Annotated in this window: 14 protein-coding genes and 7 tRNA genes; 16 read left to right on the top strand and 5 right to left on the bottom strand. The window is 66.9% G+C overall.

The genetic code is table 11. From position 1 onward, the window contains the following. The first annotated feature begins 16 nt into the window (after positions 1 to 16). Positions 17 to 682 (top strand): response regulator transcription factor, encoded by a 666-nt coding sequence (locus ACN8ZM_RS11110; RefSeq protein WP_420209975.1) that lies wholly within the window; start codon positions 17 to 19, stop codon positions 680 to 682. 73 nt (positions 683 to 755) lie between these two features. On the opposite strand, the gene ACN8ZM_RS11105 is transcribed toward ACN8ZM_RS11110, so the two are convergent. The 4 genes from ACN8ZM_RS11105 to ACN8ZM_RS11090 form a co-directional block, all read right to left on the bottom strand. Then, entirely contained in the window at positions 756 to 1,016 is a 261-nt protein-coding gene (locus tag ACN8ZM_RS11105) for a DUF4148 domain-containing protein (protein WP_301769576.1), read from the bottom strand. 110 nt (positions 1,017 to 1,126) lie between these two features. Beyond that, a complete protein-coding gene (locus ACN8ZM_RS11100; protein ID WP_420209974.1) occupies positions 1,127 to 2,542 on the bottom strand; it encodes an efflux transporter outer membrane subunit in 1,416 nt (471 codons plus the stop codon). Beyond that, positions 2,535 to 3,710, bottom strand: a complete 1,176-nt coding sequence (locus tag ACN8ZM_RS11095; protein ID WP_420209973.1) for an efflux RND transporter periplasmic adaptor subunit — start codon at positions 3,708 to 3,710, stop codon at positions 2,535 to 2,537. The genes ACN8ZM_RS11100 and ACN8ZM_RS11095 overlap by 8 nt, the downstream gene beginning before the upstream one ends. Next, complete coding sequence (locus ACN8ZM_RS11090; protein ID WP_420209972.1) at positions 3,700 to 6,918, bottom strand: efflux RND transporter permease subunit; 3,219 nt, start codon at positions 6,916 to 6,918, stop codon at positions 3,700 to 3,702. The genes ACN8ZM_RS11095 and ACN8ZM_RS11090 overlap by 11 nt, the downstream gene beginning before the upstream one ends. A gap of 296 nt (positions 6,919 to 7,214) precedes the next feature. Here ACN8ZM_RS11090 and ACN8ZM_RS11085 point away from each other — a divergent pair, with 296 nt between their 5' ends. The 6 genes from ACN8ZM_RS11085 to ACN8ZM_RS11060 all read left to right on the top strand — a co-directional run bounded on the left by ACN8ZM_RS11085 (position 7,215) and on the right by ACN8ZM_RS11060 (position 14,274). Further along, the gene (locus ACN8ZM_RS11085) at positions 7,215 to 7,583 is read left to right on the top strand and encodes a hypothetical protein (RefSeq protein ID WP_011352503.1); all 369 of its coding nucleotides are present in this window, start codon (positions 7,215 to 7,217) and stop codon (positions 7,581 to 7,583) included. 143 nt (positions 7,584 to 7,726) lie between these two features. Continuing rightward, positions 7,727 to 9,610: an extracellular solute-binding protein gene (locus ACN8ZM_RS11080; protein WP_420209971.1), complete on the top strand. Its 1,884-nt coding sequence runs from the start codon at positions 7,727 to 7,729 to the stop codon at positions 9,608 to 9,610. A 52-nt stretch (positions 9,611 to 9,662) separates the two neighbouring features. Further along, a complete protein-coding gene (locus ACN8ZM_RS11075; RefSeq protein ID WP_043189184.1) occupies positions 9,663 to 10,706 on the top strand; it encodes a microcin C ABC transporter permease YejB in 1,044 nt (347 codons plus the stop codon). A gap of 48 nt (positions 10,707 to 10,754) precedes the next feature. Next, positions 10,755 to 11,852 (top strand): ABC transporter permease, encoded by a 1,098-nt coding sequence (locus ACN8ZM_RS11070; protein WP_043189186.1) that lies wholly within the window; start codon positions 10,755 to 10,757, stop codon positions 11,850 to 11,852. Next, the gene (locus ACN8ZM_RS11065) at positions 11,849 to 13,471 is read left to right on the top strand and encodes an ABC transporter ATP-binding protein (RefSeq protein ID WP_420209970.1); all 1,623 of its coding nucleotides are present in this window, start codon (positions 11,849 to 11,851) and stop codon (positions 13,469 to 13,471) included. The genes ACN8ZM_RS11070 and ACN8ZM_RS11065 overlap by 4 nt, the downstream gene beginning before the upstream one ends. A gap of 128 nt (positions 13,472 to 13,599) precedes the next feature. Next, positions 13,600 to 14,274, top strand: coding sequence for a C40 family peptidase (locus tag ACN8ZM_RS11060; protein WP_006481953.1), 675 nt, complete (start codon positions 13,600 to 13,602; stop codon positions 14,272 to 14,274). Positions 14,275 to 14,421: 147 nt separating this feature from the next. Here the strand turns inward: ACN8ZM_RS11060 and ACN8ZM_RS11055 are convergent, their stop codons facing one another. Beyond that, positions 14,422 to 15,336 (bottom strand): patatin-like phospholipase family protein, encoded by a 915-nt coding sequence (locus ACN8ZM_RS11055; protein ID WP_301769572.1) that lies wholly within the window; start codon positions 15,334 to 15,336, stop codon positions 14,422 to 14,424. Positions 15,337 to 15,616: 280 nt separating this feature from the next. On the opposite strand from ACN8ZM_RS11055, the gene gltX reads away from it, so the two are divergent. The 9 genes from gltX (at position 15,617) to ACN8ZM_RS11010 (ending at position 19,007) form a co-directional block, all read left to right on the top strand. After that, the gene (gene gltX, locus ACN8ZM_RS11050) at positions 15,617 to 17,026 is read left to right on the top strand and encodes a glutamate--tRNA ligase (protein WP_420209969.1); all 1,410 of its coding nucleotides are present in this window, start codon (positions 15,617 to 15,619) and stop codon (positions 17,024 to 17,026) included. Between the two features lie 128 nt (positions 17,027 to 17,154). Next, positions 17,155 to 17,230, top strand: a tRNA-Ala gene (locus tag ACN8ZM_RS11045). Positions 17,231 to 17,371: 141 nt separating this feature from the next. Next, a tRNA-Glu gene (locus ACN8ZM_RS11040) sits at positions 17,372 to 17,447 on the top strand. A gap of 79 nt (positions 17,448 to 17,526) precedes the next feature. Further along, positions 17,527 to 17,603 (top strand) — tRNA-Asp (locus ACN8ZM_RS11035). A gap of 63 nt (positions 17,604 to 17,666) precedes the next feature. Further along, positions 17,667 to 17,742 (top strand) — tRNA-Glu (locus tag ACN8ZM_RS11030). Between the two features lie 78 nt (positions 17,743 to 17,820). Next, positions 17,821 to 17,897, top strand: a tRNA-Asp gene (locus tag ACN8ZM_RS11025). A 66-nt stretch (positions 17,898 to 17,963) separates the two neighbouring features. Beyond that, a tRNA-Glu gene (locus tag ACN8ZM_RS11020) sits at positions 17,964 to 18,039 on the top strand. Between the two features lie 73 nt (positions 18,040 to 18,112). Beyond that, a tRNA-Asp gene (locus ACN8ZM_RS11015) sits at positions 18,113 to 18,189 on the top strand. A 353-nt stretch (positions 18,190 to 18,542) separates the two neighbouring features. Then, positions 18,543 to 19,007 carry a GNAT family N-acetyltransferase gene (locus ACN8ZM_RS11010; RefSeq protein WP_027787064.1) on the top strand — a complete coding sequence of 155 codons (465 nt, stop codon included), beginning with the start codon at positions 18,543 to 18,545 and terminating at the stop codon, positions 19,005 to 19,007. Positions 19,008 to 19,022: the final 15 nt, after the last annotated feature.

Genomic DNA, 19,022 nt, shown 5'->3' with positions numbered 1-19,022 from the left:
CGTCAGGGAACCGTCGATGCGCATCCTGCTGATTTCCCCGCCGAACCCGGAAGCCACGCGGCTCGACAAGGCATTTCGCGAGAGCACGCATGGCGTCGAGCGCGTCGACGGATGGCGCGACGGCTGCTTCGTGGCGACGCAGGAGCGGTTCGATGCCATCGTGATCGTGGCGTCCGACACGGCTGCCGGCCCGGCGATCCTCGATGCACTGCCGCGACTCGCCGCATCGGCCGAAGGCGCGACGATTGCGACGATCGTGGCCGGCGCGACAGCCGCGCAGCGCGCGCAGATGCTGCAGGCCGGCTGCGACGTGTGTCTGGCGCATCCGTGTTCGTTCGTGGAACTGCATGAGCGGTTGCGGGCGCTGTGGCGCCGCACGGGCGTCATCGCGATGCGCGAGTCGGTCCGGCTCGACGCGACCACGCGCGCACTCGAAGAGCCTGGCCGGCGGCTGGCGCTCAGCACACGGGAATTCCGTCTCGTCGAATGCCTGCTGCGCGAATCGGGGCGGCCGGTCGGGCGCGATGCCGTGTTGCGTTATGCGTGGGGCGATGCCGATGTCGAACCCGAGACGGTCAACGCGCTGGTCGTGCGGTTGAGGCGCAAGCTGGCCGCGCATGCCTTTTCCGCGCGTATCGAGACGGTCGCGCGATTCGGGTTCAGGTTCGACGCGGGCGGATGACGACGCGGGATCGCGTCGCGCTTGAGGATGGCACGCATGCCGCGCGTCGCGCGGCATGTTCGATTGCGTGCGGTCAGTGCGAATAGAGTTCGCGGTTGAGCTGCGCGAGCTGGCCGTCGCGTTCGGCGCGGACGAGCTGGCGATAGACTTGCGCGCGTGTCAGCGGCGTTGCCGGCCGTGGGTTCCATGCCGGTTGTTGCGACGACAACGGCGCGGTCGCGGTCGCGGCGACCGTCTGCGGTGCAGCCGCGGTGTCGGGCTGCGTCGCGCTGGCCCGGCCGGGCAGCGCGATGCAGAGCGCGGAAAGGGCGGTGGCGAACATCAATGTCTTCATGGCGTGATCCTTGTCGAAGGTCGAAGGCCGGTGTCGCGGATGCGATGCCGGCCTGAAACACGTTATCGGGTGCGCCCCTGCGGGCGCCCGGCGTGCCGATGAAGAAACGTTCATGAACGCGCGTCGTGCCAGCCGCCGCCGAGCGCGCGTACGAGCCCGACGGATGCCTGCAGGCGTCGGGCGTCGACGTCGAGCGACGCGATCTGCGTATCGAGTTCGGTCGTCTGCGCGGTGACCACGTCGAGATAGCTGACCGCGCCGTCGCGATAGCGCGACATCGCCAGCGCAAGCGAATGCCGCGCCGCGACGAGCGCCGCGTCGTCCTGGTCCGATTCGTCGCCGAGGCGGTGCAACTGCGCAAGATCGTCCTCGACCTGGCGGAACGCCTGCAGCACGACGGCGCGATAGCGTGCGCCCTGTTCGTCGAACTGCGCACGCGCGTTGCGTACGCCGGCGGCACGCCGTCCGCCGTCGAACAGCGTCATGGCGAGACGCGGTCCGATCGACCAGATCTCGTTTGGCGCAGCGAGCCACGGCGAAAACGTATTGCTCTGGAAGCCGGCGTCGAGGCCGAGCGACAGGTCCGGGAAGTAGGCGGCGCGTGCGACGCCGATCCGCGCGTTCGCGGCCGCGACGCGGCGTTCGGCGGCGGCGACGTCCGGCCGGCGTTCGAGCAGCGTCGATGCGAGCCCGGTCGGAATCGACGGCACGCCCGGCAGCGCCGCAGCGGGCGGCAGCGAGAACGTCGACGCGGATGCGCCGACGAGTGCCGCGATCGCATGCTCGTCGAGCGCGCGACGGGCCGCGATGTCGGACGCGCGCGCTTGCGCAAGTGCGAGTTGGGTTTGCGCACGCGACACGTCGAGCCCCGACGCGAGGCCGCCGCGATGGCGGCTGACCGTCAGTTGCCATGCACGGCGGTACGTGTCGATCGTTTGCGCGAGCGTGTCCGCTTCACGGTCGAGTCCCGCGAGGTCGAAGTAGGTGCTGGCGACGCCGGCCTGCAGGCTGAGCCGGACCGACGCGAGGTCGTCGTCGGCCGCCTGCGCGTCGTCGCGGCCGGCCGCGACCGTGTTGCGGACCTTGCCCCACAGATCGACGTCGTAGTCGAATCCCGCTTCGAGCGTGTTCGACTCATAGGTGTCAGGCTGGCCGCTGCCGCGCAGCGGGCGGCGCGCTGACTGACGGTCGCGGTCGGTCTCGGCATCGATACCCACGGTCGGCAGCAATGCCGCATGCGCCTCGTCGAACAGCGCGGCGGCTTCGTCGTGCCGCGCGACGGCGGCGGCCAGGTCGGGATTCGCGCATGCCACGAGCGGTTCGAGCCGGTCGAGTGTCGCGTCGCCGTACACGCGCCACCAGCCGTCACGTGGCAGGCGATCGGCCGGTGCGGCATCGACCCATGCCCCCGTTTCGCGAAACGCGGTCGGCACGGGAACGGCCGGCGCGCGATAGGTCGGCGCCAGCGAGCAGCCGGCGAGCAGCGCGACACTGCCCAGGCATACAGCGAGCAGACGGTCAGCCATGCGCACGCTCCGTCGTCGCGGCGCTGGCGAGTCGCACGGGATCGCCGTCCGCGAGCGAATCGGGCGGATTGTCGATCACGCGGTCGCCAGCCGCGAGCCCCGACGCGATCTCGACGCGCGTGCCGAGATCGGTCGCGATCGATACGTTGCGCAGCCGCGCATGCCCGCTTGCATCGAGCACGGCAACTTGCAGCCCGTCGTGGCGGAAGATCAGCGTGCTGGCCGGAATCGTCAGCGCATGCGCGGCGCCGGGCATCGCGATCCGCACCTGCGCGTATTCGCCCGGGAACAGCGTGCCCGCCGGGTTGGCGATCGAGAATTGCGCGAGCAGCGTGCCGGAGGCCGGGTCGATCGATTGCGCGGAATCGGCGAGCGTGGCGTCGAACGTCATGCCGGGGCGCTCGGGGACCGTCAGCGCGACACGCATGCCAGTGCGGATCGCGGCGGCGTCGTCTTGCGGGACGTGGACGTACAGTCGCAGCCGCCGCGCATCCGAGACGGTGAAGAGCTCGGCGCCGTTGCCGCTGCCTGCATCGATCAGCGCGCCGACATCGGTCTTGCGGGCCGTCACGATGCCGTCGAACGGCGCGGTGAGCCGCTTGAACGACTCGAGCGCTTCGAGCCGTCGCACGTTGGCGGTGCTTGCCGCGACGGCCGCGCGTTTGGCGTCGAGGTCGCTGCGTTTCTCGTCCGCTTCCTGCTGCGAGACGGAATCCTGTGCGAGCATCTCGGCCCAGCGGGCGGCCGTGACGGCCGCAAGCCGTTCGTTCGCCGTGGCGCTTTGAAGGTCGGCGCGTGCCTGCTGCAACTGCTGGTCGAGATCGGGCGTGTCGATCGACGCAAGCAACTGGCCGGCCTTCACATGCGCGCCGATGTCGGCATACCACGCGTGCAGATAGCCGGGCACGCGCGCGTAGATCGGCGCGTCGACGTACGCGTCGAGCCGGCCCGGCAGCACCAGCGCGTCGGCCCCGGCCGGCTGCGGTGCCACCGTCGCGACGGTCGGGATCGCCTGTTGCACGGTCCAGGCGGCCACCGCGTGCGCATCGTGCATGCGTGCGACGAGTCCGGCCGCCGCGACGGCGAGCGCGGCGACGGCGCCCGCGATCGCGAGCGGTTTCAGATAGCGCGGCGTGCCAGGGGGGCGGACGTCGAATTCAGTGGACATGTTGTTCTCCCGGAGTGAGGGGCAGGGATTCGGAACGAGGCGCGCGATCGCGCCGGTGGACGAGGCTGAACACGACGGGCACGAACACCAGCGTCGCGACGGTCGCGCACAGCAGGCCGCCGATGACCGCGCGGCCGAGCGGCGCGTTCTGCTCCCCGCCGTCGCCGAGACCGAGCGCCATCGGCGCCATGCCGATGATCATCGCGAGCGCGGTCATCATCACGGGCCGAAAGCGCGTGAAGCCGGCCTCGAGCGCGGCGACGGCCGCGTCGGCGGTATGCGCGAGCCGTTCGCGCGCGAAGGTCACGACGAGGATGCTGTTCGCGGTCGCGACCCCCATGCACAGAATCGCGCCCGTCAGTGCCGGCACCGACAGCGGCGTGCGCGTGACGAACAGCATCCAGACGATGCCGGCGAGCGCCGCGGGCAGGCCGCTCACGATCACGAATGCGTCGCGCCACGAATGGAAGTTGACGACGATCAGCAGGTAGATCAGCAGGATCGCGCCGGCGAGGCCCGCGAGCAGCCCGCCGAATGCGCTGTTCATCGTCTGTACCTGGCCGCGCACGGTGACGCGCGATCCCTTGGGCAAGCCGGCCGCGCTGTCGCGCAGCACGCGTTCGATGTCGGCGCTGACCGCACCGAGATCGCGATCCTGCGTCGTCGCGAAGATGTCGTACAGCGGTGCGATGTCGTAGTGCGACACGACCGCGTCGGTCTGTCCGCGCACGATCGTCGCGAGACCGCCGAGCAGTTGCGGCGCGCCCGTGCGGCCCGTGACGGGCAGCGCGCGCAGGTCCGACAGCGACGTCATCCGGTACTGGGGCGTCTGCGCGACGATCGGATACGACACGCCGTTGTGTGGATCGAGCCAGTAGGTCGGCGACACCTGGCTCGTGCCGGACAGGCTCGCCACCACGGCATTGGTGACATCCTGCTCGGTGATGCCGAGTTGCGCGGCACGCGTGCGGTCGACCGATACCGTGAACTGCGGATAGGTCGACGCCTGCTGGACACGCGCGTCGGCAACCCCGGGCACGCGGCGGATACGCCGCAACAGCGCGGTGGCATAGGCGCGGTTGGCGGCACGGTCGGGGCCCGTCACCTGCACGTCGATCGGGGCGGGCGCGCCGAAGTTGAGGATCTGGCTCACGATGTCGGCGGGCAGGAACGAGAACGTCGCGCCGGGAAACGTGCGCGGCAGCACCGTACGCAACTGCTTGACGTAGTCGGCCGTCGGCGCGTGGTCGCCCGTGAGCGACACGAGGATGTCGCCGTCCTGCGGGCCGATCGTGCCGCTGTTGCTGTACGTGAGGTTGATCCCGCTGTTCGGCAGCCCCATGTTGTCGACGATGCTCGCGACCGCGCGCGGCGGCACGACGCGGCGCACCGTCTGCTCGACGTGGTCGAACAAGGCGGCCGTTTCCTCGATGCGCGTGCCGATCGGTGCGCGCACGTGGATCGCGATTTCGCCCGCGTCGACCGACGGGAAGAAATTGCGGCCGAGCCACGGCACCAGCACGAACGACACCGCGACCGCGGCCAGGAACAACGCGACGAAGCGTGCGCGATGGGCGAGTGCGAGGCCGAGCACCGTGCGGTAGCCGGCGCGCAACGCGGCGAAGCGGCGTTCGAACCCCTGCTGGAACGCGACGAGCGGATTGCGCGAGTGCGGCGGCGGGAACGGCGCGCCGTGTGGCGCGAGCACGGCTTCCGGATGCGCGGCATGCGGCTTCAACAGGTAACGGGCCATCATCGGCACGAACGTGCGCGACAGCACGAACGACGCGATCATCGCGAAGATCACGGCTTCGGCCATCGGCACGAACAGGAAGCGGGCCACGCCATCGAGCAGCAGCATCGGCACGAACACGATGCAGATGCACAGCAGCGACACGAAGGCCGGCGCGACGATCTGCGACGCGCCGTCGAGGATCGCATCGCGCACGTTCTTGCCCTGTTCGAGGTGCCAGTTGACGTTCTCGATCGTGACGGTGGCATCGTCGACGAGAATGCCGACCGCGAGCGCGAGTCCGCCGAGCGTCATCACGTTGAGCGTCTCGCCCGCGGCCGCGAGCGCCGCGATCGCGGCCAGCACCGCGAGCGGAATGGAGGCGGCGATGATCAGCGTCGAGCGCCAGCTGCCGAGGAACAGCAGGATCATCGCGGACGTGAGCGCGGCGGCGATCAGGCCTTCGCGCGCCACGCCGCTCACGGCGCCCTTGACGAACACGGACTGGTCGCCCATCACGACGAGCCTGAGTGACGGCGGCAGGGTCGCCTCGATGCGCGGCAACTGCGCCTTGACGCCCGAGATGATGTCGAGCGTCGACGCCGAGCCGCTTTTCAGCACGCTCATCAGCACCGCGCGACGGCCGTCGACGCGCACGATGTTGCCCTGCGGCGGATAACCGTCGCGGACGTGCGCGACGTCGCGCATGAAGATCACCGCGCCGTTCACGGACCGGATCGGCAGCGCGTTGAGCTGGTCGATGGTCAGCGGGCTGTCGTTGAGCCGGATGTTGTATTCGAAGCCGCCGATCTTCTGCGTGCCGGCCGGGATGATCTGGTTCTGCTGCGCCAGCGCGGTCGCGACGTCCTGCGCGGACAGCCCCTTGGCCTGCAGCGCCTGCGGGTCGAGATCGATCTGCACCTGGCGCACCTTGCCGCCGTACGGCGACGGAATCGCGACACCGGCGACGGACAGCAGCTGAGGCCGGATCACGTTGGTCGCGTAGTCGCCGAGCTGCTGTTCGTTCAGTGTGTCGCTCGTCAGCGCCAGCTGCAGCACGGGCACGGTCGATGCGTTGTAGTTGAGGATCTGCGGTGGCGTGGTGCCCGGCGGCATCTGCTTGAGCACGGTCTGCGAGATCGACGTGACCTGCGCGGTCGCGGTGCGGATGTCGACGGTCGGCTGGAAGAAGATCTTGACGATCCCGAAGCTGCGGAACGACTGCGACTCGATGTGCGCAACGTCGTTGACCGTCGTGCCGAGCGTGCGCTCGTAGTAGGTGACGATGCGCCCGGCCATGTCGGCCGGCTGCAGGCCCGAGTAATTCCACACGACGCTGATGACCGGAATCCGGATGTCGGGGAAGATGTCCGTCGGCGTGCGCAGCGCCGCGAGCGGCCCCGCGATCAGGATCAGCAGTGCGAGGACGATGAACGTGTAGGGGCGCGCGAGCGCCAGTCGGACGAGTTTCAGCATCGGCGAGTTCTCCGCCGGCGCGGGGCGCCGGCCTGTCAGCGAAGTGCCGAAGCGCGGCGGGAGCCCGATTCGGCTCGCGCAGTGTGCGTGGCGCCGCTTAACGCGGGGCGCCGGCCAGGATGAAAGATGTTTTAGGAAACGGGCGCGAGGGGCAGGACGGGCGTCGATTGTTACAAGACGTTAGCGCGGGCTCCTCGTTGCGATGCGGCGCATCAGTTCTTACAAAGTGGAAATATGCGGAGACGGCGCTTGCCGTTATAGTCGAATCACACATGAAACAACCAGAAGAGGAATCCATGAAGACTTTGCGTGTTGCCTCGCTCTTGACCGGTATGACGGCCTTGCTCGTGTCGGGCGCAGCAATGGCAGGAGTCAATGTCGGGATCAATCTCGGCGTTCCGGCGCCGGTCTACGTCGCGCCCGCACCCGTGTATGCGCCGCCGCCTCCGCCGCCGGTCGTCTATCAGCCTGCGCCGGTCTACGCGCCGGCCCCTGTCTACGCGCCGGGGCCGACCATCGTGATCGGCTGGCATGGCGACCGCTACTGGGACGGCCGTCGCTACTGGGGCCGTGACGAGTGGTACCGCCATCACGGCCGCGGCTGGGGGGGTGATCGCGGCGATCGTGGCCACTGGGACAACGGCCGCCACAACGGCTGGCACTGATCGGCAGGGCGCGCCCGCCTGATGCGCGCGCCCGCGATCCGCTCGTGAAGAAACCGCCCGCGTGGCGGTTTTCTTTTGGCTCGCCGGCTTGAATGGGTAGAATCGTCCCTCGTTACTACCCTCATTCGACCGACAGGGCCTCTATGACGAAGGGTTCGCCCCGGGCCGCCGCCGCGCGTGTCCGCTCCGGTGCGATGCGTGCCGTACGGGCTGCCGGCCGCACGGCCGCGGTGTTCGCGCTGCAAGCGGTGCTGGCCGCGACCGCTGCGCACGCGGCCTACGCCATTGCACAGTACGGCGAGCCGAAATATCCGCCGGGCTTCAAGCATTTCGACTACGTCAACCCCGATGCGCCGAAGGGCGGCACGCTCGTGCTGGCGAACCCGAACCGGCTGACGTCGTTCGACAAGTTCAACCCGTTCACGATGCGCGGCAATGCCGCGCCGGGCATCGACATGCTGTTCGAGAGCCTCGCGACCGGCAGCTCGGACGAGCCGGCGTCCGCGTACGGGCTGCTCGCCGACGACATCGACATCGCGCCGGACCGCCGTTCGGTCACGTTCCACCTGAATCCGCGCGCACGTTTCTCGAACGGCGATCGTGTCACCGCCGACGACGTCAAGTTCTCGTTCGATACGCTGAAGAGCAAGCTGGCCGCGCCGCAGTTCGGCGCGTATTTCGCAGAGATCACGAAGGCCGTGGTCGTCGATCCGGCCACCGTGCGCTTCGAGTTCCGCAGCGCGAACCGCGAACTGCCGCTGATCGCCGGCGGTGTACCGGTGTTCTCGCACAAGTGGGGATTGCGCGCGGACGGCTCGCGCATCCCGTTCGACCAGCTCGCGTTCGAGCAGCCGATCGGCAGCGGCCCGTACCTGATCGAGCGTTACGACAACGGCCGGAACATCACCTATCGGCGCGACCCGGCATACTGGGGCGCCGACCTGCCGGTACGGGTGGGCACCAACAACTTCGAGCGGATCGCCTACAAGCTCTACGGAGAAGGTGTCGCGCGGCTCGAGGCGTTCAAGGCAGGCGAATACGATGTGCTTGTCGAGAACATTGCGCGCAATTGGGTGCGGCAGGATATCGGCAAGCGTTTCGACAGTGGCGAGTTGATCAAGCGCGAGTTTCGGCAGCACAACGGCGCGGGCATGCAGGGTTTCTTCATGAACCTGCGCCGGCCGCTGTTTCGCGATGTGCGTGTGCGCCAGGCGCTCGATCTCGCGCTCGACTTCGAATGGCTGAACCGTCAACTGTTCTATGGCGCTTATACGCGCCTCGACAGTTACTTTGCCGATACCGACTTGCAGGCAACCGGCTTGCCGGGGGCGGGCGAACTCAAGCTGCTTGAACCGTTGCGCGCGCAACTCGATCCGGCCGTGTTCGGTCCGATGGTCGTGCAGCCGAGTACGAACCCGCCCAATTCGCTGCGCGCGAACTTGCTGAAGGCGCGTGCGTTGCTCGAGCAGGCGGGCTGGACCTATCGTGACGGCGCGTTGCGCAACGCGCGGGGAGAGCCCTTCACATTCGAGATCCTTGACGACGCGGGCTCCCCGTTCAAGGCGATCGTGGCGGCTTACCAGCGCAATCTTGCGAAGCTCGGCATCGACGTACGCTTTCGCACGGCCGATTACGCGCTGCTGCAAAAGCGCCTGGACGCGTTTGACTACGACGTGACACCGATCCGTTACGTCGGGGTGCAGGTGCCGGGTGCCGAGCAGTTCGCACGTTATGCCAGCAAGTTCGCGGATGAGCCGGGGTCGGACAATGTCATTGGCCTGAAGTCACCGGCCGTCGACGTACTGCTGCACGCGCTCGCCGTCGCGCAGACGCGCGACGAGCTGCTCGACGCGACGCACGCGCTCGACCGCGTGCTGATGCACGGCTACTACGCGGTCCCGCAGTGGTACAGCACGACGCACCGGATCGCGTACAAGCGCACGCTGGCCTATCCGCAGACGCTGCCGCTGTACTATTCGGCCGAGGGCTGGGTCGTGTCGACCTGGTGGGCGAAGCCCGATCACTGAGCCACGCCGCCCTAACGTCCAACCCCGCCTACCGATCGCGAGTCGACGCCCTATGTGGAGCTACATCCTCAAACGCCTGCTGCTGATGATCCCGACGCTCATCGGCGTGCTGACCCTCACGTTCGCGGTGATCCAGTTCGTGCCGGGCGGCCCCGTCGAACAGGCCGTGCAGGAATTGCGCAAGGGCGCGACGGAACCGGGTGCGGCGCCATTCGGGATGCGTGCGCATACCGGCGTCGACGCGCAGCAGCTCGCGCAGCTCAAGGCGCTGTACGGTTTCGACAAACCGCCGCTCGAACGCTACTGGCTGATGCTGAAGCGCTTCGCACGCTTCGATCTCGGCGACAGCTATTTCCGCCACCAGAGCGTGTGGTCGCTGATCGTGCAGAAGCTGCCCGTGTCGATCAGCATCGGTTTGTGGACGTTCTTCCTCACGTACCTCATATCGGTGCCGCTCGGCATCGCGAAGGCGGTGCGCAACGGTTCGCCGTTCGACGTCGCGACGAGCCTCGTCGTGCTCGTCGGCTATGCGATTCCGGGCTTCGTGCTCGGCGTGCTGCTGCTCGTGCTGTTCGGCGGCGGCTCGTTCTGGCAGCTGTTCCCGCTGCGCGGGCTCACGTCGGACAACTTCGCGCAGCTGTCGCTCGTCGGCAAGGTGCTCGATTACCTGTGGCACATCGCGCTGCCGATCACGGCCTCGGTCGTCGGCAGCTTCGCGGTCGTCACGATGCTCACGAAGAATGCGTTCCTCGACCAGATCCGCCGGCAATACGTGCTGACCGCGCGCGCGAAGGGGCTCTCCGAGCGCAGCGTGCTGTGGAAGCACGTGTTCCGCAACGCGATGCTGCCGCTGATCGTCGGCTTCCCGGCTGCGTTCATCGGCGCGTTCTTCACCGGCAGCCTGCTGATCGAGACGCTGTTCTCGCTCGACGGCCTCGGGCTGCTGTCGTACGAATCGGTCGTGCGGCGCGACTATCCGGTCGTGCTCGGCACGCTGTACCTGTTCACGCTGATCGGGCTCGCGACCAAGCTGATCTCCGATCTCTGCTATGTGTGGGTCGATCCGCGCATTCAATTCGACACCCTGGAGCGCTGACATGAAACCGTCCGTCTGCATGCCCGGCGTCACCGGGCGAGGTGCGCGATGAACCGGACCGTCGTGTCTTCCCGCATCGACGCGGCGCGCGCCCGCGTGTCGCCGTCGCCCGCGCGCCGCGTATGGCAGCGCTTCCGGCAGCAGCGCCTCGGCTACTGGAGCTTCGTGATCTTTTTCGTGGCCTTCGCCGCGAGCGTGGCCGCGCCGCTGTGGTCGAACGACAAGCCGCTCGTCGTGCGTTACGACGGCCAGTACTATTTCCCGCTGTTCCATGCGTATCCGGAGACGACCTTCGGCGGCGATTTCCCGACACCGGCCGACTATCTCGATCCGTATGTGCGCAAGCGGCTCGAGGCGCCCGGCAACTTCGTCGTCTACCCGCCGAACCGTTACTACTACGACACGTTGAACTACTTCTCGAACGTGCCGAACCCTGCGCCGCCGTCGCGCGCGAACTGGCTCGGCACCGACGCGCAGGGGCGCGACCTGCTTGCGCGGCTCGTGTACGGGTTCCGCGTGTCGGTCGAGTTCGGGCTGATCCTGACCGTGATCGGCACGCTGCTCGGAATTGCCGCGGGCGCGGTGCAGGGCTTCTTCGGCGGACGCATCGACATCGTCGGGCAGCGGCTGATCGAGATCTGGAGCTCGCTGCCCGAGCTGTACCTGCTGATCATCTTCGCGTCGATCTTCGAGCCGAGTTTCCTGCTGCTGATCGTGCTGCTGTCGCTGTTCGGCTGGATCGGGCTCGCCGATTACGTGCGCGCGGAATTCCTGCGCAACCGCACGCAGGACTACGTGCGCGCGGCGCGCGCGATGGGGCTCACGAACGGGCAGATCATCTGGCGCCACGTATTGCCGAACAGTCTCACACCGGTGATCACGTTCCTGCCGTTCCGGATGAGCGGCTCGATCCTGGCCCTCACGAGCCTCGATTTCCTCGGGCTCGGCGTGCCGCCGCCGACCCCGAGCCTCGGCGAGCTGCTCGCGCAGGGCAAAGGCAATCTCGACGCCTGGTGGATCTCGCTGTCGACCTTCGGCGTGCTGGTCGCGACGCTGCTGCTGCTGACCTTCATGGGCGATGCGCTGCGCAACGCACTCGACACGCGGATCGCCGATTCGGTGCGCGCGGCGGGAGGCCAGCGATGAGCGAGTCGACCGTACCGACGCAGCAAGCGCCGCTGCTGTCGCTCGAGCATCTGCATGTGCGCTTCGGCGACACGGTCGTGGTGGACGACGTGACGCTCGCGATCGGCCGCGGCGAGCGCGTCGCGCTGGTCGGCGAGTCGGGTTCGGGCAAGAGCGTCACCGCGCTGTCGATTCTGCGGCTGCTGCGCGACGCCGACGTGAGCGGCACGATCCGCTTCGCGGGGCAGGATCTGGTGGCGAAGAGCGAGCGCGAGATGCGCGGGCTGCGCGGCTCGGACATCGCGATGATCTTCCAGGAGCCGATGACGGCGCTCAACCCGCTGTATACGATCGGCGTGCAGATCGGCGAGACGATCGTGCTGCATGACGGCGTCTCGGCTGTCGAGGCACGCAAGCGGGCGATCGCGTTGCTCGCGCGCACGGGCATCGCGGAGCCGGAGAAGCGGGTCGACAGTTATCCGCACCAGTTGTCGGGCGGCCAGCGGCAGCGCGCGATGATCGCGATGGCGCTCGCGTGCCGGCCACGCCTGTTGCTCGCCGACGAACCGACCACCGCGCTCGACGTGACGATCCGCGCGCAGATCGTCGATCTGCTGCTGGAACTGCAGCGCGAGGAAGCGGAAAAGCGCGGGATGGCGATCCTGCTGATCACGCACGACCTGAATCTCGTGCGGCACTTCGCGGATCGCGTCGCGGTGATGGAGCACGGCCGGCTCGTCGAGAGCGGGCCCGTCGAGCGGATCTTCGCGGACCCCGAGCATCCGTACACGCAGCGACTGCTGAACAGCCGGCCGCAACGCACGGTCGCGCCGGTGATGCCCATCGCGCCCGTCGTGCTCGACGCGCACCACGTGAGCGTGCAGTTCGCACGCAAGCGGCCGGGCATCGCGGGCTGGTTCGGCACGGTGCCCGTGACGGCGGTCGCGGACGTGTCGGTGTCGGTGCGGCAGGGCGAGACGCTCGGCATCGTCGGCGAATCGGGGTCGGGCAAGTCGACGCTCGCGATGGCGCTGCTCGGCCTGCAGAAGACGGCTGGCGGCACGATCGAATTCCAGGGGCGCGCGCTGTCGACCTATCGCGGCCGCGAGCAGACCGCGCTGCGCTCGAACATGCAGGTCGTCTTTCAGGATCCGTTCAGTTCGCTTTCGCCGCGTCATACGATCGAGCGGATCGTCGGCGAGGGGCTCGAGCTGCATCGCCCGGACATGACGCCCGATGCGCGTCGCACGAAGTCGCTCGCGGTGCTGCGCGAAGTCGGCCTCGACCGCACGGTGCTGCACCGGTATCCGCACGAATTCTCGGGCGGGCAGCGCCAGCGGATCGCGATCGCGCGCGCGCTGGTGCTGGAGCCGCGCATCCTGATCCTCGACGAGCCGACGTCCGCGCTCGACGTGTCGATCCAGCAGCAGGTGCTGAAACTGCTCGCGAATTTGCAACAGAAATACAACCTCGGCTATGTATTCATCAGCCACGATCTCGAGGTGATCGGGGCGATGGCGCACCGCGTCGCGGTGATGCAGGGCGGGGCGATCGTGGAGTCGGGCGAGGTGGCCGACATCTTCACCAAACCGACACATCCTTACACACAAAAGCTGTTGAAAGCGGTCTGGAAAGCGTGATAGGCCGCCAATGGTCTGACCATCTCGATTGTATTTATTAATTTGTTTTGACAAACGATTACGCGCTGGCTAGTATCGACCGAAATTTTCCGCCAATCAGCTGATTTTTAAGCACATTCCATCGACCAATGCAGCATCGATCCCTGACCCAGGCATGCGCGCGCACCATCGCCGGGCTGTTCATCGGCGCCCTGTTCGCAGCAGCTCCCGGCGCGTTCGCCGACGAAGTCAGCAGTTTTAACCAGAATGTCACCAATTCGACTCAGATCGGGTCGGGTTCCTCCCTCCAGCAGACCAGCGCGCAGCCGTCGAGCGGCGGTGCGAAGTCGTTCCTCGCCGGCATGGCCGGCAAGGCGGGCGACGTGGTGGTCGGCGCGCTGAACATGATCGGCGTGCGCTACCGCTGGGGCGGCAACTCGCCGGATTCGGGCCTCGACTGCAGCGGCTTCGTGCGCTACGTGTTCCAGGACACGCTCGGCATGTCGCTGCCGCGTCGCGCGGAAGAGATGAGCCGCGTCGGCGAGAAGGTGAGCATGAGCAACCTGAAGCCGGGCGACCTCGTGTTCTTCAACACGATGCGCCGTACGTTCTCGCACGTCGGCATCTACATCGGCGACAACAAGTTCGTGCACTCGCCGTCGACGGGTAGCACCGTCCGCGTCGACGATCTCGACAGCGGCTACTGGGAAAAGCGTTTCACCGGCGCGCGCCGGATCGAATCGGAATTCCCGATGAAGCCGGAAGATCTGCGTCAGCGCGTGCGCGCGACGATCGGCGACGATTCGGCGAACGGCAACAACTGACGTTCGACGGCCAGTCCGGCCGGATCGAAAAAACCCTGTCACCGAAAGGCGGCAGGGTTTTTTGTTTTGGGGCGGTGCAAACGGTGAGCCGGCAGCCGCCTCGCCGTACACAGGCCGGCGGCGCGCGCCGGCCAGCGCACGGTGTGCTTACGCGGCAGCCACGCCACGCGCTGCCGCGAGCTTGCGCTGCAGTTCCGGCATGATGCGCGCGACGGCTTCCTCGCCCGCGAGGATGGCGGCGTTGCGCTGGTTGAAGTCGCTGCCGCCCATCGCGTTGAGACTCGGGCGGATCACGACGTCCGCGTACTTGTCGAGCTCGTAGGTCTTGATCGTCTGGCCCATGATCGTGAAGGTCTGCAGCAGCATCTCGATCGGGTTGTTGGTGGCCGCGCCGTCGGGCCGGGCCGAGATGTCGACCGCGATCACGAAGCTCGCGCCCATCTTGCGCGCGTACGAAGCGGGCACCGGGCTCACGAGGCCGCCGTCGACATACTCGCGGTTGCCGATCTTCACCGGTTCGAACACCGACGGCACGCTGCACGACGCCCGCACCGCGAGCCCCGTGTTGCCCTGCTGGAACAGGATCGGCTGACCGTTCTGCAGATCGGTCGCGACGATGCCGAGCGGCTTCGCCATCTTTTCGATCGGCCGGTTGTTGAGCGTCTTGTTCAGGAAGTTTTGCAGCGCCACGCCCTGCAGCAGCCCGCGCGAGCGGAACGGCAGCGCCCAGTCGCTGATTGCCGCCTGGTCCATGTCGAGCGCGATCTTGTTGATCTGCAGCGCGCTCATGCCCGACGCATAGAGCGCGCCGACCACCGAGCCCGCGCTCGTGCCCGCAACGATTTCGACCGGGATGCCACGCGCTTCGAGCGCCTTCAGCACGCCGATGTGAGAGAAGCCGCGCGCGGCGCCGCCGCCGAGCGCGATGCCGATCTTCACGGGCTTTTCCTGCGGCTGTGCGGTGGTGGGGCGGGATTTGTCGCCGAACGACGTGCAGGCGGCGAGGCTGGCGGACGCGGCGGCGATCGTGAAATGGCGGCGCGACAGGCGAGGGGACGACATCGAATGGTTCTCCGGCGGCTTGGCGGCGGGTTACACGGCCCGCGGCGGCGATAGGTTCCGAGCGGCCGCGCAGCGGGTTCCGTGCGGCCGGTGCCGCGCCGGCTGGCGGCCGCGGCGCGCACATCATAAAGCAAGCGGCGCGCTTGGCGCGATGTCCGGCGCGAGTATAATTCCGGCTTCTTTCCCGTTCCGGGCGTCGCCGGCCCCATTGCTGTCCGGGCTGCCGCCGTCGATCCCGCGTCGAATCATTCATGCGCCCCAGGCGTTCGAGTTACCGTTTATGACCCGTCCTGTCCGTACCCGCTTCGCGCCGAGTCCCACCGGCTTCATCCACCTCGGCAACATCCGCTCCGCGCTCTATCCGTGGGCGTTCGCCCGCAAGATGAAGGGCACGTTCGTGCTGCGCATCGAGGATACCGACGTCGAGCGCTCGTCGCAGGAAGCGGTCGACGCGATCCTCGAAGGGATGCAATGGCTCGGCCTGGATTTCGATGAAGGTCCGATCTATCAGATGCAGCGGATGGACCGCTATCGCGAGGTGCTCGCGCAGATGCTCGAGAAGGGTCTCGCATATCCGTGCTACATGTCGGCCGAGGAGCTCGACGCGCTGCGCGAACGCCAGCGCGAGGCCGGCCTGAAGCCGCGCTACGACGGCACGTGGCGTCCGGAGCCCGGCAAGGTGCTGCCGGAGCCGCCGGCCGGCGTGAAGCCGGTGCTGCGCTTCCGCAATCCGCTGACGGGCACGGTCGTGTGGGACGACGCCGTGAAGGGGCGTGTCGAGATCTCGAACGAGGAACTCGACGACCTCGTGATCGCGCGCCCGGACGGCACGCCGATCTACAACTTCTGCGTGGTGGTGGACGACATGGACATGGACATCACGCACGTGATCCGTGGCGACGACCACGTGAACAACACGCCGCGCCAGATCAACATCCTGAATGCGCTCGGCGGCGAGCCGCCCGTCTACGCGCACCTGCCGACCGTGCTGAACGAGCAGGGCGAGAAGATGAGCAAGCGGCATGGCGCGATGAGCGTGATGGCGTACCGCGACGCGGGCTTCCTGCCGGAAGCCGTCGTCAACTATCTCGCGCGCCTCGGCTGGTCGCACGGCGATGCCGAGATCTTCACGCGCGAGCAGTTCGTCGAATGGTTCGATCTCGAGCATCTCGGCAAGTCGCCCGCGCAGTACGACCACAGCAAGCTGAGCTGGCTGAACGCGCATTACATCAAGGAAGCGGACAACGCACGCTTGGCCGAACTGGCGAAGCCGTTCCTCGCCGCACTCGGCATCGACGATGCGGTGATCGCGACGGGCCCCGCGCTCGAAGCCGTGGTCGGGCTGATGAAGGATCGCGCGACGACGGTCAAGGAGATCGCGGAAGGCGCCACGATGTTCTACCGTGTGCCGGCTCCGGAAGCCGATGCGCTTGCGCAGCACGTGACGGATGTCGTGCGTCCGGCGCTGGCCGATCTCGTCGCGGCGCTGAAGGCGGCCGACTGGACGAAGGAAGCGGTGTCCGCCGCGCTGAAGGCGACGCTCGGCACGCACAAGCTGAAGATGCCGCAACTCGCGATGCCGGTGCGTCTGCTGGTGGCGGGTACGACGCACACGCCGTCGATCGATGCGGTGCTCGTGCTGTTCGGTCGCGACGTCGTGGTGTCGCGCATCGAGGCCGCGCTGGCCTGAGGTTCGGGGGCGAGCGAAGCTGCCCGTGCGTGACATCGCGGCAGCTTCGCAAAAAATTTCGCTCGAATCGCAAAAAGGGTATTTACAAGTTCAAAGTAGCTCCATATAATCTCATTTCTGTTCTGCAAGGGGGTATAGCTCAGCTGGGAGAGCGCTTGCATGGCATGCAAGAGGTCAGCGGTTCGATCCCGCTTACCTCCACCATCAGAACAAGCTGGATTGATTTGCGAAGCAGCAGTGGTAGTAATAAATGCTTCACAAAATGATTCAAAGCAGTTAGAATTTCGGCCTTCGCTGTTGATTGAAAAGTGAATAGCGAAAGTCAGACAGATCTGAAAAGATTTTGTCCCCTTCGTCTAGAGGCCTAGGACATCACCCTTTCACGGTGAGTACAGGGGTTCGAATCCCCTAGGGGACGCCAGATTCAGCGGCGTTTCATAGAAGTGTCGCAACGCTTGCAGGAACGTAACCGACGTCCTGCAGGTGAGGGTAAGAAAGCTGGAGCGGTAGTTCAGTCGGTTAGAATACCGGCCTGTCACGCCGGGGGTCGCGGGTTCGAGTCCCGTCCGCTCCGCCAGAACGAAGCCCGTTCAAGACGTTTTTGAGCGGGCTTTTGTATTAAAGATGTAAGCAGTACGTTGTCCCCTTCGTCTAGAGGCCTAGGACATCACCCTTTCACGGTGAGTACAGGGGTTCGAATCCCCTAGGGGACGCCAGATTCAGCGGCGTTTCGTAGAAGTGTCGCAACACAGGCAGGAGCGTGACGGTGTCCTGCAGGTGGGAGTAAGAAAGCTGGAGCGGTAGTTCAGTTGGTTAGAATACCGGCCTGTCACGCCGGGGGTCGCGGGTTCGAGCCCCGTCCGCTCCGCCAGAACGAAGCCCGTTCAAAGAACGTTTTTTGAACGGGCTTTTGCATTAAAGATGTAAGCAGTACGTTGTCCCCTTCGTCTAGAGGCCTAGGACATCACCCTTTCACGGTGAGTACAGGGGTTCGAATCCCCTAGGGGACGCCAGATTTCGGCGTCGTTCGAACAAACGATGCGCCGGCAGGAAGTAACCGACGCCTGCCAGGCAAGCAGCAAGACTGGAGCGGTAGTTCAGTCGGTTAGAATACCGGCCTGTCACGCCGGGGGTCGCGGGTTCGAGTCCCGTCCGCTCCGCCAGAAAATGAAGAAGCCCGCCTTGTGCGGGCTTTTTCATTTGCGCTTCCGGTTGCGCCCGCTCGCGGGCGCGAGACTGCGGAGTGGAGGAAGCCGCCTGCGCGGCTTCCGGCGGGACTCGAAGGGCTGCGCTTGCAAGCGCAGCCGCGGCCTGCGGGATGTAGGCGAGTCCCGTCCGCTCCGCCAGAAAATGAAGAAGCCCGCCTTGTGCGGGCTTTTTCATTTGCGCTTCCGGTTGCGCCCGCTGGCTGCGCGTAACTTCCGGTCATCCGACGTCGAGCCGCTACGAGAAATCCGCGATTGCATCCGCACGCGACTGCGCTATCGTGGCGGGATGCGTTCTTGACCCCTGCGCGATGCTCGATCCGACCGACCTGCGACTCCTGTATCAGCTCCGGCCCGCGGAGGCTGGCGATTTTCCGTTTGCCGAAGCGCTGACGCACGGCAACATGGGCGGCTATTACAAGCGCCATGGGCTCGTGTGGCGCAGCGACCTGTTCTACGCGAGCTGGCGCGAATCCGAGAACTTCATCCTCGAGGCCGACGGCGAACGCATCGGCGTGCTGCGCGTGACCGAGGAGGGCGACTCGCTGCACATCCGCGACGTACAGATCGCGGCCGGCCATCGCGGGCAGGGTGCCGGCACCTACATGCTCGACATGTCGCACCGCTGGGCGCGTGCGCGCGGGCTGCACGAGCTGCAACTGCGCGTGTTCGTCGACAATCCTGCCGCGCGTCTCTACTTGCGCATGGGCTATCAGGTTGCCGGGTCGCGGCTCGCGCAACTGGGCTCGATCCGCCACATGGTGCGGCCGGTCTGACGGTCGGCGACCGGA

The sequence above is a fragment of the Burkholderia aenigmatica genome (genome assembly GCF_048627025.1).
Taxonomy (GTDB): domain Bacteria; phylum Pseudomonadota; class Gammaproteobacteria; order Burkholderiales; family Burkholderiaceae; genus Burkholderia; species Burkholderia aenigmatica.
This window is presented reverse-complemented; position numbering and strand designations above follow the sequence as displayed.

Coding starts and splice junctions, on each gene's coding strand:
- ACN8ZM_RS11110 (WP_420209975.1), top strand. CDS start 17: ATGCGCATCCTGCTGATTTCCCCGCCGAACCCGGAAGCCACGCGGCTC.
- ACN8ZM_RS11105 (WP_301769576.1), bottom strand. CDS start 1,016: ATGAAGACATTGATGTTCGCCACCGCCCTTTCCGCGCTCTGCATCGCG.
- ACN8ZM_RS11100 (WP_420209974.1), bottom strand. CDS start 2,542: ATGGCTGACCGTCTGCTCGCTGTATGCCTGGGCAGTGTCGCGCTGCTC.
- ACN8ZM_RS11095 (WP_420209973.1), bottom strand. CDS start 3,710: ATGTCCACTGAATTCGACGTCCGCCCCCCTGGCACGCCGCGCTATCTG.
- ACN8ZM_RS11090 (WP_420209972.1), bottom strand. CDS start 6,918: ATGCTGAAACTCGTCCGACTGGCGCTCGCGCGCCCCTACACGTTCATC.
- ACN8ZM_RS11085 (WP_011352503.1), top strand. CDS start 7,215: ATGAAGACTTTGCGTGTTGCCTCGCTCTTGACCGGTATGACGGCCTTG.
- ACN8ZM_RS11080 (WP_420209971.1), top strand. CDS start 7,727: ATGACGAAGGGTTCGCCCCGGGCCGCCGCCGCGCGTGTCCGCTCCGGT.
- ACN8ZM_RS11075 (WP_043189184.1), top strand. CDS start 9,663: ATGTGGAGCTACATCCTCAAACGCCTGCTGCTGATGATCCCGACGCTC.
- ACN8ZM_RS11070 (WP_043189186.1), top strand. CDS start 10,755: ATGAACCGGACCGTCGTGTCTTCCCGCATCGACGCGGCGCGCGCCCGC.
- ACN8ZM_RS11065 (WP_420209970.1), top strand. CDS start 11,849: ATGAGCGAGTCGACCGTACCGACGCAGCAAGCGCCGCTGCTGTCGCTC.
- ACN8ZM_RS11060 (WP_006481953.1), top strand. CDS start 13,600: ATGCAGCATCGATCCCTGACCCAGGCATGCGCGCGCACCATCGCCGGG.
- ACN8ZM_RS11055 (WP_301769572.1), bottom strand. CDS start 15,336: ATGTCGTCCCCTCGCCTGTCGCGCCGCCATTTCACGATCGCCGCCGCG.
- gltX (WP_420209969.1), top strand. CDS start 15,617: ATGACCCGTCCTGTCCGTACCCGCTTCGCGCCGAGTCCCACCGGCTTC.
- ACN8ZM_RS11010 (WP_027787064.1), top strand. CDS start 18,543: ATGCTCGATCCGACCGACCTGCGACTCCTGTATCAGCTCCGGCCCGCG.